Source organism: Pseudomonas sp. SDO5522_S412 (assembly GCF_054071215.1).
On the sequence record NZ_JBSVWQ010000145.1, the window covers coordinates 1 to 14,862 of the forward strand.

The window sequence follows — 14,862 nt, forward strand, 5'->3', positions numbered from 1 at the left end:
GGATTAGTGGCGGCTGTGAGTCCTTCGCGAGCAAGCCCGCTCCCACAGGGAAATGGGCTTGCCCGCTGTTACTCCGTCAAGAACAAAAATATGGAGAACACCATGTCCACCCAACCCATCAAAATCGACGACCTGCCCATCGGTCGCTTTCACCTTAAAATCGCCGGCCTGACCTTCGGCGCCCACTTCACCGACGGCTACATCCTCGGCCTGATCGGCATTGCCTTCACCTTGCTCAGCCCACAAATGCAACTGGACGCCTTCTGGCAAGGCCTGATCGGCGCCTCGGCCCTGATCGGCTTGTTTATGGGCAGCCTGTTCTTTGGCTGGATCTCCGACACCCTCGGCCGGCAGAAAATCTTCCTGGTCAGCTTCGTCCTGATCACCGTTGCCTCGGTGATGCAGTTCTACGCTGAAACCGCCATGGGCCTGTTCCTCTGCCGGGTGTTGATCGGTATCGGCCTGGGCGGCGACTTCAGCGTCGGCCACGCGATGCTTGCCGAGTTCTCGCCCAGGAAACATCGCGGGGTTCTGCTGGGCTCCTTCAGCGTGGTGTGGACGGTTGGTTACGTGGCCGCGACCTTTGTCGGCACCGCCATGCTCAGCCTCGGCGATGATGCCTGGCGCTGGATGCTCGCATCGTCGGCGATCCCTGCCGGGCTGATCCTGATCGCGCGCATCGGCACGCCCGAATCACCGCGCTGGCTGATCAACCAGGGCCGGATTGCCGAGGCCCGAGCCATCGTCAAGAAACACCTCGGCGAACACGTGGTACTCGATGAAGAGCCGTCGACGCAAACCCGTTCCGGCTACGGCGTGCTGTTCAGCCGTGAATACCGCAAGCGCACCGCGTTCAACTGCCTGTTCTTCGTGTGCATCGTGATGCCGTACTTCGCCATCTACACCTTCCTGCCGTCGATCCTGCAGAAGATGGGCCTGGCCGAAGGTTTTGGCACCGAGCTGATGCTCAACCTGCTGCTGATCATCGGCGCCTTGATCGGCATCTGGTGCACCGTGAAATTCTCCCGGCGGGGCTTTCTGATCAACTCGTTCATCATCCTGGCGGCGGCGCTGTTCCTGCTGGCGGTATTGCCGGGCAGCATGGCGTGGTTGATGGTGCTGACGTTCGGCGTGTTCACCCTGGTGCTGTCGGCGGTGAGCAACCTGGTGGGCGTATTCCCGGCGGAGAGCTTCCCGACCGAAGTGCGGGCCAGCGGCATCGGCCTTGCCACAGCCGTCAGCCGCCTGGGTTCGGCGGTGAGTACCTTCCTGTTGCCGGTGAGCGTAGCGGGGATCGGCCTGAGCCCGACCATGGGCATCCTCGCCGCTATCCTGGTGCTGGGGGCGATCATCTCCTGGGCCTGGGCGCCGGAAACCAAGGCGTTGACCTTGAGCCAGGCGTGCAAGGCCGAGCCTGCGGTGTCAGGGATTGCTCACCCGGTTCAACCACTGCGTAAACAACCGAACCTTGGATAAACCCTGCTTGTCACTTGCCACATCCAGCCAATAGCCATACGGGCCGATCACCTCCACCGGGGTGATCGGCAGCAGGCTGCCATTCGCCAGTTCGCGCTCGATCATCTGCCGGTCGATCACCGCGAGCCCACCGCCGGCCAGGGCGGTGTGGATCACCTGGTCCAGGGTGCTGAATTCCAGGCCCTGGCCTGCATCGATATCTTCCCGGCCCATGGCCGCCAGCCAGTTCTCCCAAACCTTCAAGCGCTTACCATCGTGCAGGATGTGCAGCAGCGGAAAGCGCCGCAGGTCGGGCGGCTGACCGTCGCTGAACAGTTCCGGGCTGGCGACGGCGATGTGGCGTTCCATCACCAACAGTTCACTGCTGCACTGCGTGGCCGCTTCCAGGCCGAAGCGGACTTGGCAGTCGATTTCCGCCAGGCTCGCATGGGTGTTCTGGTGGGTGACGCTGAGGTTGATGTCCGGGTAACGCTCGCAAAACCGGCGCAGGTGGGCGGACAGCCAGCGGGTGGCCCAGGTGGGCGGGGCGACGATACGCAGGCGCTGGCGCAGGTTGGGCACGCGCACGGCGTGCAGGGCGCGCTCGATATGGTCGAAGGCGTCGCTCAGGTGCGGGGAGAGGGCGAAGCCGGCTTCGGTCAGGGACAGGCCCTGGGGGGTGCGGATGAAGAGGGCGACGCCGAGGTAGTCTTCCAGTTGTTTGATCTGGCGGCTGACGGCGCCCTGGGTGACGTTGAGGCCCACGGCGGCCTGGCTGAAGCTGCGGTGGCGGGCGACTTCTTCGAAGACACGGAGCATGTTGAGGGAGGGCAGTTGGCGCATGAAATGGATTCCACACCTGTTGTTTTTATGGTGTTTTTGGCGGCCTCTTCGCGAGCAAGCCCGCTCCCACATTTGATCGGCGCCGCGGTCAAAATGTGGGAGCGGGCTTGCTCACGAAGGCGTCAGTGAAGACGCCGCCTATTTTAGAAGTAGTAGCCAATGTTCATATACAACTGATTCTCCCACTGGTTACTCCCCCCAGCTCCCAAGCTCTCGGTATAGCTGCTCCCACCAATATACGGATCGTTCTTGCCGATCAACCACTCCGTGGCCACCCACAGTTTACTCACCGAAAACGACGTGCCCAGGATCACCCGCTGCGAGGTCTTGAACTGATCCTCGGACTTGTCAAACGCACTGTAGTTGGCATACAGCTTAACGCCGCTGACCTGGTCAAACAGGTACTTGCCGCCCACGTCGTAGCTCAAGTCCGCCACATACAGATTGCCGCGGCTGGCCACGTTGAACGTGCCGTCATACCCGCCCAGGGTCACCACGCTGTCGGTGCCCGGGTTGCGCGGCGACATCTGCTGCCGTGCCGCCTGCAATTGCACGCCCCACGGGCCGTTCTTGCCCAGGTAGTGGATCGCCACCGCGTTGCGTCGGCCATCGTCGTTGGTGTCCTTGTTCTCCAGGGTGGAGGTCAGGCCGGACAGCCCGACTTCCGATTTCCACCCGCCCAGGTCCATGGCCTTGGCCACCCGCACCACCACGGTATTGCGTTCCTGGTTGTTGCTGCCGTCACCCACGTAGCTGTCGGCCTCGGAGATCACGCTGGAATAGGTCACGCCCTTGCTCGTGCCTTTGCCTTGCCACGCCGGGCGCAGGTAGTAACCGGCCTGGATGTTCCAGTCGCCGCTTTGCTGGATGTACTTGGCGCCCACCTGCTGCACATCTTCCAGGCCGATCACGTTGCCCAGGGTTTCGTAGAAGGTGCTGCCGAAGTACGGCTGCAAGCCAAACGGCACGGTGTTCAGGCCCACTTGCACCTGCTGGTCGGGGTTGAACTTGTAGCCCACCCAGGCGAACTTGGCGAACTGGATATCGCCGTAGTTCTTGGTGTACTGGTACGGGTAGGAGCGCCCGTAGAAACGGTACTGCGCTTCGCCGATCCAGGTGTCGGAGTTGTACTTGGCGCTGAGGAACGCGGTATCCAGGCCGAACTTCTGGATGCCGCGATCCGGGTCGTAGTCCCAACGGGCGCGCACGGCGCCGCCGAGGTCGAGGTTGTCGGTGACTTGAATGGCCATGGCCGGTGCCGCAAGGGCGCCAAGCACAGGGACCAGAGCGATGTAACGGAAGGTTGGTCGCATGGTTTTGCTCTCGTTATTGGTTATTTTTTGGCAACAGCAGCCCCTTGCCGCAACGAACGCTGCGACGCGGGGTAAAGGGTTGACTCAGTACGCTTGCGGGCGAATCAGCCGCAGCGGCGGGCCGGCGGCGGGCAGCTCCGAGGCGCCGGGGGCGGCGGCCAGCAAGGTCTGGGTGTAAGTGTTCTGAGGTCGCAGCAACACTTGCTCGGCAGTGCCGTATTCCACGACTTCGCCCTGGCGCATCACCGCGATGTAGTCGCTGATCTGCGCCGCCACCCGCAGGTCGTGGGTGATGAACAGGATGCTCAGGTTCAGCCGCTGCTGCAGTTCGGCCAGCAGTTCCAGCACCTGTTTCTGCACCGAGACATCCAGGGCCGACACGCTCTCATCGGCGATCAACACTTCCGGGCGCATCGCCAGGGCGCGGGCAATGCCGATGCGCTGGCGCTGGCCGCCGGAGAACTGCCGGGGCTTGCGCTTGAGGGCGTCGCGCTTGAGGCCCACCTGTTCCAGCAAATCTCCGGCTTCAGCCCACGCATCCTTGGCCGACAACCCGCGCAATTGCGCGGCGCGGGCGATGATGTCGCCCACCCGGTGCCGAGGATTGAGCGAGCCATACGGGTCCTGGAAAATCATCTGGATGCGCCGACGATTCGCCGCCAGCGCCGAGCCGCGCAGGGCCAGGAAGTCGGTGTCACCGACCCATACGTGGCCGCTGTCGCTGTCCACCAGGCGGATCGCGGCTTTCACCAACGTGCTTTTGCCCGAACCGGACTCGCCGACAATCGCCAGGGTCTTGCCCCGTGGCAGTTGCAGCGAGACATTGCGCAAGGCCGCCACCGAGCTGCCGCCGACGGTGTAGGTCTTGGTCAGGTGCTCGATGCGCAATGCCAGCTCGCCGTCGGCACTCGGCTTGTGCAGCTCCGGGTGCAGCGCCGGCACGGCCGCAATCAGCTTGCGGGTGTAGGCGTGGGCCGGGGCATTCAGCACCTGGTCGCGCTCGCCGATTTCCACCAGCCGGCCGCCTTCCATCACCGCGATACGGTCGGCAATCTGCGCCACCACGCCGAAGTCATGGGTGATAAACAGAATGCCGTGTTGCCCGCGGCCGCGCAGCTCGCGCACCAGCTTCAGCACCTGCGCCTGGGTGGTCACGTCCAGCGCCGTGGTGGGCTCGTCGGCGATCAGCAAATCCGGATTCATTGCCAAGGCCATGGCAATCACCACCCGCTGGCATTGGCCACCGGATAACTGGTGGGGAAAGCTGTTGGCGATGCGTGGCGGGTCCGGCAGTTGCGTCGACTCCAGCAGCGCCAGCATGCGCTCGCGGCGTTCAGCGCCAGGCATCTGCGGTGCGTGAATATCGAAGATCTCTTCCACTTGCTTGCCGATGCGAATCGCCGGGTTCAGCGCCGCCATGGGCTCCTGGAAAATCATCGCGATACGGTTGCCCCGCAGCTGGCGCAAACGCTCCTCGTCGAGGGTGCAAATGTCATCGCCGAGGAAGTCGATCACGCCTTCGGTATGCCGCAAACCCTTGGCATAGTCGCCCATGATCGCCGCCGACAGCACGGACTTGCCGGAGCCGGACTCGCCGATCACGCAGAGGATTTCGCCCTTGCGCACTTCCAGGCTGATGCCTTGCACCGCGTGGCTGCGGTCGGCGCCGGCGGGCAATTCGATGGACAGGTTCTGCACCCGCAGTACTTGCGTGTGGTTCATGCTCAACTCCTTGCGCCTTTCTGGGCGTGTTCATCCAGGCCGTCCGCCAACAGGCTCAGGCCCAGCATCAGGGTGGAGATGGCGATGCACGGGAAGATCACCAGGTGCGGGAAGGCGATGGCCATGGCGCGGCCGTCATTGATCATGCCGCCCCAGTCCGGTGTGGGCGGCGGCAGCCCGAGGCCCAGGAAGCCGAGGGCGCCGATCATGATCGCGGTGTAGCCGATGCGCAGGCAGAAATCGACAATCAGCGGCCCGCCGCAGTTGGGCAGGATTTCCACCAGCATGATCCGCAGCGAGCCCTCGCCCTGGGTGATGGCGCTGAGCACGTAGTCTCGCGAGCGAATATCGATGGTCAGGGCGCGCATGATCCGGAAGATCGCCGGCGCGCTGGTGAAGGTCACCGCAATCAGGATATTCAGCGCCGAAGCACCGAGGGCGATGATGATCACGATGTACAGCACCAGCACCGGGAACGACAGCACCGTGTCGGCCACATACGACAGCACGCTGTCGACCCAGCCGTTGAAGTAGCCGGCGCACAGGCCCATGGCGATGCCCACGGCAAACGCGGTGAGCGTGGCGAGGATCGACCAGAACAGCACGGTACGGGTGCCCCAGATCAGCCGCGAGAGAATGTCGCGGCCAATCATATCGGTGCCCAGCAGGAAGCTCTGGCCGTTGTCGCCGACGGTCATTGGCGTCAGTAAGGGCGTGAAGCTTTCCAGCGGATCATGGGGCGCGATCCACGGTGCGAACAGCGCGATCACCACCCAGCCGCCCACCAGCAGCAGGCCGAGCAATGCCAAGGGATGTTTGAACGAGTGCAGCAGGTTCATTGGGCACCTCCGCCGAGGCTGCGCAGGGTGATGCGCGGGTTGAGCCAGGTGTAGGCCAGGTCCGAGAAAATCTTGGTGATGCCCACCACCACGGCACTGACCATCGCGCAGGCTTCGATCAGGTACACGTCATGGTTCAGCGAGGCGGTGTACAGCAGCGAGCCGAAGCCCTTGTAGGCGAAGAACACCTCCACCACGATCACGTTCGACAGCAGCCACGGGATGTACAGCATGATCACCGTGACCGGCGCGATCAGCACATTGCGCAGGGCATGCCGCAGCACAATGCGTGAGGTCGACGCCCCCTTGAGCCGCGCCGTGCGGATGTACGGCGCCTGCATCACTTCTACCATCGAGGCCCGGGTGATGCGCGCCAGGTAACCGATGCCGAACAGGCACAGCACCATCAGTGGCAGCACCAATTGCACGACGCTGAAGCCCTCGCTCATGCTGCTCACACCGGGCAGCCAGTTAAGCCAGAACACAAAGATCGCGGAGACGAACACCGCGCTGGCGAAGTCGGGAATCGAGGTGGTGACGATCGACAGGAACGACACCAGGCGGTCCAGCGCCGAGCCCTGGCGAATCCCGGCCAGAACGCCGAGGGTCAACGCCACCGGCACCATCACCAGCAAGGCCAGGCCGGCCAGGGTCAGGGTTTGCGCAAGGTTCGGCAGCAGCAGCTTGATCACTGATTCGCGAAAGTACACCGAGGTGCCCCAGTCGCCGCTGACAAAGTCCTTGAGCCACACCAGGTAGCGCCACACAAAGGGTTGGTTATAGCCATGTTCCACCAGCCACGCGGCGCGCTGGTCGGCGGCGGAGTAGGGGCCGAGGACGTTGATCGCCACGTCTTCGATATTCAGTTCCAGGGCCAGGAACACGATCAATGACACCGACAGCAGGGTCGCCACCAGCGCCAATAACTTGCGCATCAGAAAATGAGCCATGGGTGCATGCTCCGACTGTTCAAGGGATGCCTGCCCGTGTGCGGGCAGGGAGGAGGGCGTGCGCTAAATCAAGCGCTCATCCACACACTGTCCATCGGGTAGAAGTCGGAAGGGTGCACCTGGAAGCCCTGGACCTTTTTGCTCACGGCGGTGAACTTGTCGCCCCAGAACGGCTGCACGATCACGCAGGCGTCCTGCAGGATGCGTTCGACATCTTCCATCGCCACGGCGCGCTGTTTCGGGTCGATGATGCCCATGGCCTTGTCCAGCGCGGCATCGAACGCCGGGTCGCTGTAATGGCTTTCGTTCCAGGCACCACCGCCACGGTAGGCCAGTTCCAGGGACATTACGCCCAGCGGGCGGTGGGCCCAGTAGGTCAGGCTGAAGGCGGCCTTGTCCCAGATCGGCCAGTACTGTGCAGCAGGGATCACTTTGAGGTTGATGCGGATCCCGGCTTCCAGGCAGTTCTGTTGCAGGATCTGCGCGCAGTCCTGTTCATAGCGGCCCTGGGTGTTGCCGACGATCAGGTCAATGTCGATGCCGTTGGGGAAGCCGGCTTCGGCCAGCAGCTTCTTGGCCGCCGACACGTCGCGGTTGCGCTTGGGCAGCGGGAAATATTCGGGGTGGGAAGGCGCCACATGATGGTCTTCGCCGAGGGTGCCCATGCCGCGATAGGCGATCTTCAGCATCTGCGCGTTGTCGGCGCACAGCACCACCGCCTTGCGGATGCGCAGGTCGGTGAACGGCTTCTGGTCGCAGGCCATGCGCATCACCACGGTTTGCGCCGACTTGCAGGTCAGCAACTGGGCCCCGGGCAAGCGCTTGGCCAGGTCCAGCTCAGCCACCGTCACGCGGTACAGCACGTCGACTTGCCCGGCTTGCAGGGCGGCGAGGTGGGTGGACACGTCGGTGCCCATGTCGATGTAGCGCAACTCGTCAAGGTTGGCTGGTTTGCCCCAGTAATCGGCGCGCTTGGCGAAGGTCGCCTGCTTGTTCACGGCGAATGAAACCAGCTTGAACGGCCCGGTGCCCAGCGGGTTTTTCGCCCAGTCGTCACCGGCCTTGAAGCTGCGGTGCACGATGGCGCAGGTGAAGGCGTTGAGCATCTCCGGGATCGCCAGGATCGGCCGCTTGAGCACCAGGCGGAACTGGAACTCGCTGACTTTTTCGAAGGCCTTGATGTCCTGGAACGCGGTGCGGTTCACCGACTTGGAATCGGCGGCGATCCAGCGTTCGATATTGTGCTGCACGTCGTCGACGTTGAAGGTGTCGCCGTTGCTCCACTTCACGTTCTGGCGCAGGTTGAAGGTCCAGGTAGCGAGGTCTTCCGACGGGCTCCAGCTCTCGGCGAGGTAAGGGTGGGTGATGTTGTCGGCGTCGACCCAGGTCAGGTATTCCACCGAGTTGCGCAGCAGGTTCGAGGCTTCGATCCAGGTGATCAGCATCGGGTCCTGGATTTCCTGGATCGCGCAGGCAAACCGCAGGCTGCCGCCCTGGCGTGGCTCGGCGGCCTGGGCGTCATTGCCCAGCAGTGCGGAACCGAGAAAGGTGCTGGCACTGGCGACGGTGATGCCCAGCAGCGCGGCCGTGCGCAGGAATTGGCGGCGGTTGATTTCGCCGCTTTGCACTTGGGCACACAGATCATTTACGGCTGGATGCGGCGCGGCGCCGTCCAGGGTAGTCAATTCTTTCATAAGCCTCTCCGGTACTTGCGAATATGCGTTTTTTTGTTGAACCGCAAGGGTCAATGGCAAGCGCCGCGAAGGCGTGACCCTGACCGCTGTGAAGCCGGCAGAAGAACAAGGCGCAACGAAGTCGGGAGGGTGGCAATGGGACAGGACATAGGGCAGCTCTCATGTTGTTTTTATTAGAGATGCCCGCAGTTTTGTCATTTGCGCAAAGATCGACAAACGACAAATTCTGCGTTGGAACGTTCTATAAACGCATGTTACATATCGCTCCCCACCGACCGATCGTTCCCACGCTCTGCGTGGGAATGCCGCCCCGGACGTTCCGCGTCCCCTCTGCGAAACGGTGACGCAGAGCGTCACGGGATGCATTCCCACGCACAGCGTGGGAACGATCAGTACCTCAACAAGCGCGGGTCGAACGGGTAGTCGGAGAGCAACTCGATGCCGTGTTCGTGGATGTAGATCTGCTCTTCGAGCTTGACCCCTTCGCCGCCGTCGTCGTGGCCGATGTAGCTTTCAACGCAGATGGTCATGCCGGCTTCGAACACGCCGTCGTAGCCCAGGGCATCAATATCTTCGCGATGCACCACGTAGGGGTATTCACCAGTCATGCCAACCCCGTGCACCAGGGCGAAGTAACGGTTGTTTTTGTAATGCTCGGGAATCTTCCAGGCCAGTTCCGCGTACTCCTTGAAACTGCGCCCGGCCTTGAGCATTTCCATGTTGGTCTGCACTTGCTCGTAGGCCAGTTTGTACAGCTCCTGCTGCTTGGCGGTGGCGGCTTGTTCACCGCACAGGAAGGTCCGCGAGAAGTCGGCGTAGTAGCCGAAACGCCCGACCACGTCAGTGTCCAGCGCTACCAGGTCGCCGGCTTCGATGGGCCGGGTGCTGCACTCCTGGAACCACGGGTTGGTGCGTGGGCCGGAGGACAGCAGGCGGGTCTCGACGTAATCACCGTCGGTGGCGATCACGTGCTGGTGCAGGTGCGACCACAGCTCGTTCTCGCTGATGCCGGGGGTGAGTTTGCTTTCCATCAGGCGCACCCCGGCTTCAGTGGCACGCAGGCTGGCGCGGATCATCTTGAGTTCGTTCGGCACCTTGATGCAGCGCGCACGTTCCAGCGGTTCCTGGGCATCAAATATCTGATAGCCGAGCTTTTGCAGTTCGAAGGCCGCAGCGGAGGTGGCGCTTTCAATGGCGATGCGTTTGCCGCCGCCGCATTTGCGCACCAGCTCATCGATTTCCGCGGCCCAGTCGGCGGTGACATTGCCCAGGAAACTTTCGCAGAAGTAATAGGAGATGGCTTTGGCCGGGCGCACTTCATCGACGGTGTTGAGGGTTTCGGCCAGGTGCAGGCAGCCGCCGAACTCGAACACCACCACCGGGCCTTCTGCCGGGATAAACGCATAGCGGGCCGGGTTGCGCGCCGAGTACACCTGCATGTTGCGCGAGCCGGTGGCGTAGCGCATGTGGGTAGGGTCGAACACTACGCAGGCGGCGTAGTCGCGTTTTTTCAGTTCGTTGCGCACCCGTTGCAGGCGGTCCAGCTGGATCTGCTGGATCTCGTCATGGGTAGGTTCGCAGTCAGCGGGGTTGCGGTTGGGGCCGGACAGACTCATGGGGTGTTCCTCGCAGGGCAAATACGGTTTCAAGGTTTCTTAGGTGTGAATCAGTCGAGCAACTGGTCGCTGCGGACCAGGTTGCGTTCGGCTTGCAGATGGGCTTCGGACAGGCGTCCGTAAAGCTGCTTGGTGCGCTGGGCACGGCCAATGATTCCGGGCTTTTCGGAGTAGGCGAAGATCGCCGTGTTGCGCTCGGTGGCGCCTTCCACGCGGGTCACCCGGTGCACCGAAAAACGCCCTTTGAATATCTGCAAATCGCCGGGATTCAGCTCCAGTTCCTGCACCCGCGAACGGTCCTCGCCACGCACCACCTTGCCCACGGCGCCGAGGTTCTCCTGGGTGCGCGAGCGAATCATCGGCGCGTACTCGAACAGGCCGCCGGCCTCGGGCTTCTGGGTCATCATGCTGACGATGAATTCGTTGGTATCGAAGTGCCAGGGCTGCTCGGTGCCGTCCGGCATCACGTTGATCACCAGCCCGGCGAACGGGTCGGCGTACTCGAAGATTTCCGGCTCATTCAGGCAGGCACCGATAAAGCGTTTCATCATCGGCGACACGTACAGCCGGTGGATGATCGCGTCCGGGGCGATCATGTCGCGGGTCACAAAGCCGCTGGTGCGCTCCATGAACGTGCGGCGCGGGTCATCGTGGGGCAGGGAGGTGTCGTCCTCGGTGAAGTAGGCGTTGACCTTGCGCACCGAATAAAACGTCTTGCCCGACAGCGCCAAACCTTCCAGGCGCGCCTGCTCAAGCGCCGCGGGGCGCAGGAAGTTCTTCAGCAGGCAGCAACCGTCTTCGGCCAGTTCGGCCCGGGCGTGTTCGATCAGGGCCTGTAATTGAACATGGCCCGAATCATGTATGGGATACAGCTCGGTATTAATAATGTCGCTGATATCGCCCACTTCAGCGTCAGCAAGTTGAAGGCTCATGCAAGACTCCCGGAACTATCAGTTGGTGTTTTTTGGCTGACCCGATAGTTGCTGAACGAGGTGCAAAGTGGAAATTACAAGTTGTGATCGAATCCATCGGCGAGGGCGATAGTTATGTCGGGCGAACTGGATGGCACCCTGCTTAAAGTGTTCGTGGCAATTATCGAGTGCCAGGGGTTTTCGGCGGCCGCCGAGCGCCTGCACAAGACCCAATCCACCGTCAGCCAGAGCCTGCAACGCCTGGAAGACATCGTCGGCACGCCACTGATCCGCCGTACCAGCCGCTCGGTGGGCCTGACCCCCGGTGGCGAAACCTTTTTGATCTACGCCCGGCAGATCCTCAAGCTGCACAGCGAGGCCGTCAGCGCCGCGCAATTGCCCAATCAACAGGTGTGTATCCACCTCGGCATGCCCGAGGACTACGCCGAGTACTGCCTGGGCGGGATGCTCAAGGACTTCCAGGCGCAGTTCTCCCAGGTACGGCCCGATGTGTGCTGCGAGATGTCGACGGCCCTGGTGGGGCGCCTGCAACGGGGCGAGCTGGACCTGGTGCTGGGGGTGGAACACGCAGGTTTGCACAGCGGGGAATACCTGTGCGACGAGCCGTTGGTGTGGGTCGCGGCGCCCAGCTGGAGTTGCGTGGGGCGTCAGTCGGTGCCGTTGGCGGTGTACGCCGAAGGCTGCGCGTTCCGTGCGAACGCCGTGCAGGCGCTGGCCCAGTCCGGGCGCTCGTGGCAGGTGGTTTACACCAGCCAAAGCCCTCGCGGCATTGCGATTGCGATCGAGCAGGGCTTGTCGGTGGGCGTGATGGCGCGCCGCCTGGTACCACCCGACTGGCAGATTCTGGACGAGCGCCAGGGCTTCCCGCCGATTGCCCCGGCGCGCCTGATGTTCTGGCGTTCAGCCGGTTGCCAGGTGCCGGAAGTGGATGCCCTGGTGGAGATTCTGCGCCGGCAACTGGGCCACTCAGGGCATCTGGGCGGCCAGCGCTTCGCGGGTGTGTCGCTGGGCCATGCGCTTGAGCAATAACAGGCTGGCCAACACCCAGGCCGCGATCCAGCCGTGCACCACCGCAAATTCGCCAGTGACTTGCAGCAGCCAGCCGCACAAGGCATTGCCGGTGGCACTCGCCAGGCCGTAGCTGACCATGCTCAGGCTCACCACTTGCAGGCTGTGCACCGGGCTGAGCCGGGCACCGACGTAGGCGGCCATCAAGCCCCAACACGGGAAATAGAACAGCGCGAACAGCCCTGCCGCCAGCCAGCTCAGTACCAGGCTCGGGTGCCCGAGCAAGCCGAGCATGCTCAGACCAAACGCGCCGATACTCAGGGCCATCACCCGCAACGCTCCCCAACGATCTGCCAGCGTGCCCAGCAGCAAGCCGCCGATCACACCGCCGATCCCGATCAGCGTCCACATCGAGCCGGTGACGGAGGCGCTGGCCTGTAGCTGCTCGCTGACGAACGCCGACAGGAAATTCAGAAACGGCCCGCTGATGGCGCCGATAAACGCGCTGAGCAAGACGATCTGCATTGCCACCGGTTGTGCCACGCACAACTTCAGCCATTGGCGCAGCACTTGATTCAGCGCCGGCGCCATGGTCTCGCGTGGTGCCGGTTGCTTGATCGGGGCCAGTGCCCACAGGGTCAACAGCGTGACAACCAGCGTCAACCCGGCGCAGATCAGCCAGAACTGGCGCAACGACAACCCCTGCAACAGCGCGATCAACAGCCCGTTCAAGCACAGCGCAAAGGCTGAGCCCGAGGACGCCAGCCCCAGCACCCGGCTGCGATGTGTAGTCGGGATCACCTCTTGAGCGAGGGCCGAAATCGCGTTCCAGTTCGACACCGCGCACGCCGACACCAGTGCCAGGCACAGGGCAAACGGCAGCACCCACGGCGTGGCGACGGCCAGGGCCAGCAGGGCGGGGCTGAGGACGATGGTCAGGCGCACCATATTGCGCGGGCTGATCCACGCCGCTGCCAGGCCGCTGGCAATCGAGGCACCCATGTAGAACAGCTGCAACAGCGCGGCAATCAACGCGGCCTGGCTGTAACTGAGCTCAAAGGCCAGGCGGATCTGCGGCAACAGCGCCGAATACAGGAACACACTGAAACCGTGGGTGGTGGCGTTGCAGGCGGTAAACACCAATGCCAGCAAGCCAATACTTCGCCGGGATGAAACGGGTGCGTTGGACATGGCGATGACTCGATAAGTTAATCGCGAAAGAGAGGGGCGAAGTTACAGGAAGTACATCGGCAGACTAGCGTTTATAGCCTGGCGACGACCAATGCTTAATTGTCTTAGTGTGCATGCGTTATACGCAGGCTATTTATTCGTGAGCGACGGTCTGTAGCGATAAACGACACTTTCAGCGTTTGTGACGATTAATTGTTTGTCAGGCTGGGGTGCTACCGCTGACCCAATACAAAAAGGTATGTTGTGCAGGTTATTTCCCCTGTGCTCCCGAGTGTCGTCCATGAAACGCAAAATGCCCGGTCTCAACGCCCTCAAAGCTTTCGAAGTCGCCGGCAGTACCGGCAGTTTTACCCGGGCCGCCGAGCTGTTGAACGTCACGCAGAGTGCGGTCAGCCGCCAGGTGCGCCAGCTTGAAGAACAGTTGGGCGAGGCCCTGCTGGAGCGTCGTCACCATCACCTGGAATTGACCAGTGCCGGGCGGGTATTGCTGCGGGCGTTGCATCAGTCGTTCGACAAGATCGAGCTGACGGTGCGCAGTATCCAGCAGAAGTCCCATGCCAATCGGTTGCACATCAATGCGCCGCCGACGTTTACCAATCGTTGGTTGATGCCGCGGTTGGGGCGCTTGCGCGAGCAGCATCCGGAGTTGGAGCTGAGCATTACCACGCGGTTGCAGGACAGCCTGGCGGAGACCAGTACGCTGGATTGTGCGATTCGGTTTGGCGATGGGGAATGGGATGGGTTGGACAGCTCGTTGTTGATTCAGGAGCGGCATATCGCGGTGTGTGCGCCGTCGTTGTATGCCCGGGAGTGGAGTGACGGGATTGATCTGAATCGCATGACGTTGCTGCATGTGCTGGCGCGGGAGGATCAGCGGTATCTGACGTGGAAGCATTGGCTGGATGCGGCGCGGATCAGTGGGGTTGATATCGAGGGGGGGTATGAGTTTGACCTGCTGGATTTGGCGATTCGGGCGGCGATCGATGGGTTGGGGATTACCATTGCGGATTGGCATATGGTCGCTTCGGAGTTGGCCAGTGGGCAGTTGACGCAGGTGCTGAATGTGCATGTGGAGGGGCATCAGTCGTATTGGCTGGTGACCCGACCGGAGCAGACGGATACGCCGCAGTTGCAGGTGTTTGCGCAGTGGTTGCAGGAGGAGATTTGGTTGGCTCAGCGGCAGTTGGAGCCTTCTTTGGCGGCTGTTTGATTCGGTGTACATATCCGTTATTTAGGTAACGGCGACCTATGGTTCCGCTCTTACAGCGGGTCACTTTTGGCAAACGCCCCAAAAGTAAC

The 14,862-nt window shown here is 62.3% G+C and carries 12 protein-coding genes; 3 read left to right on the forward strand and 9 right to left on the reverse strand.

Annotated features, from left to right (window positions below; all coding sequences use genetic code 11):
* Positions 1 to 102: 102 nt before the first annotated feature.
* Positions 103 to 1,476 (forward strand): MFS transporter, encoded by a 1,374-nt coding sequence (locus ACW9I6_RS23115; RefSeq protein ID WP_177021276.1) that lies wholly within the window; start codon positions 103 to 105, stop codon positions 1,474 to 1,476.
* On the opposite strand, the gene ACW9I6_RS23120 is transcribed toward ACW9I6_RS23115, so the two are convergent.
* From ACW9I6_RS23120 to ACW9I6_RS23155, 8 genes are all read right to left on the reverse strand, one after another.
* Positions 1,423 to 2,298, reverse strand: a complete 876-nt coding sequence (locus tag ACW9I6_RS23120; protein WP_008432889.1) for a LysR substrate-binding domain-containing protein — start codon at positions 2,296 to 2,298, stop codon at positions 1,423 to 1,425. The genes ACW9I6_RS23115 and ACW9I6_RS23120 overlap by 54 nt on opposite strands.
* Before the next feature lie 143 nt (positions 2,299 to 2,441).
* On the reverse strand, positions 2,442 to 3,611 hold the full coding sequence (locus ACW9I6_RS23125) for a hypothetical protein (RefSeq protein ID WP_457339880.1): 1,170 nt from the start codon (positions 3,609 to 3,611) through the stop codon (positions 2,442 to 2,444).
* An 84-nt stretch (positions 3,612 to 3,695) separates the two neighbouring features.
* Entirely contained in the window at positions 3,696 to 5,333 is a 1,638-nt protein-coding gene (locus ACW9I6_RS23130; RefSeq protein ID WP_457339881.1) for a dipeptide ABC transporter ATP-binding protein, read from the reverse strand.
* 2 nt (positions 5,334 to 5,335) lie between these two features.
* Positions 5,336 to 6,172, reverse strand: coding sequence for an ABC transporter permease (locus tag ACW9I6_RS23135; protein ID WP_003218574.1), 837 nt, complete (start codon positions 6,170 to 6,172; stop codon positions 5,336 to 5,338).
* Positions 6,169 to 7,122 carry an ABC transporter permease gene (locus ACW9I6_RS23140; protein ID WP_102369228.1) on the reverse strand — a complete coding sequence of 318 codons (954 nt, stop codon included), beginning with the start codon at positions 7,120 to 7,122 and terminating at the stop codon, positions 6,169 to 6,171. The genes ACW9I6_RS23135 and ACW9I6_RS23140 overlap by 4 nt, the downstream gene beginning before the upstream one ends.
* A gap of 68 nt (positions 7,123 to 7,190) precedes the next feature.
* The gene (locus ACW9I6_RS23145; protein ID WP_457339882.1) at positions 7,191 to 8,816 is read right to left on the reverse strand and encodes an ABC transporter substrate-binding protein; all 1,626 of its coding nucleotides are present in this window, start codon (positions 8,814 to 8,816) and stop codon (positions 7,191 to 7,193) included.
* A gap of 389 nt (positions 8,817 to 9,205) precedes the next feature.
* Positions 9,206 to 10,432, reverse strand: a complete 1,227-nt coding sequence (locus ACW9I6_RS23150) for a M24 family metallopeptidase (protein ID WP_177117656.1) — start codon at positions 10,430 to 10,432, stop codon at positions 9,206 to 9,208.
* A 50-nt stretch (positions 10,433 to 10,482) separates the two neighbouring features.
* Positions 10,483 to 11,364 carry a HalD/BesD family halogenase gene (locus tag ACW9I6_RS23155; protein ID WP_008432881.1) on the reverse strand — a complete coding sequence of 294 codons (882 nt, stop codon included), beginning with the start codon at positions 11,362 to 11,364 and terminating at the stop codon, positions 10,483 to 10,485.
* A 114-nt stretch (positions 11,365 to 11,478) separates the two neighbouring features.
* On the opposite strand from ACW9I6_RS23155, the gene ACW9I6_RS23160 reads away from it, so the two are divergent.
* The gene (locus ACW9I6_RS23160; RefSeq protein WP_134326764.1) at positions 11,479 to 12,393 is read left to right on the forward strand and encodes a LysR family transcriptional regulator; all 915 of its coding nucleotides are present in this window, start codon (positions 11,479 to 11,481) and stop codon (positions 12,391 to 12,393) included.
* Here the strand turns inward: ACW9I6_RS23160 and ACW9I6_RS23165 are convergent.
* On the reverse strand, positions 12,331 to 13,563 hold the full coding sequence (locus tag ACW9I6_RS23165; protein ID WP_177021269.1) for an MFS transporter: 1,233 nt from the start codon (positions 13,561 to 13,563) through the stop codon (positions 12,331 to 12,333). The two genes, ACW9I6_RS23160 and ACW9I6_RS23165, sit on opposite strands and share 63 nt — an antisense overlap.
* A gap of 280 nt (positions 13,564 to 13,843) precedes the next feature.
* Here ACW9I6_RS23165 and ACW9I6_RS23170 point away from each other — a divergent pair, with 280 nt between their 5' ends.
* Positions 13,844 to 14,773 carry a LysR substrate-binding domain-containing protein gene (locus ACW9I6_RS23170; RefSeq protein ID WP_032899060.1) on the forward strand — a complete coding sequence of 310 codons (930 nt, stop codon included), beginning with the start codon at positions 13,844 to 13,846 and terminating at the stop codon, positions 14,771 to 14,773.
* The last annotated feature ends 89 nt before the right edge of the window (positions 14,774 to 14,862 follow it).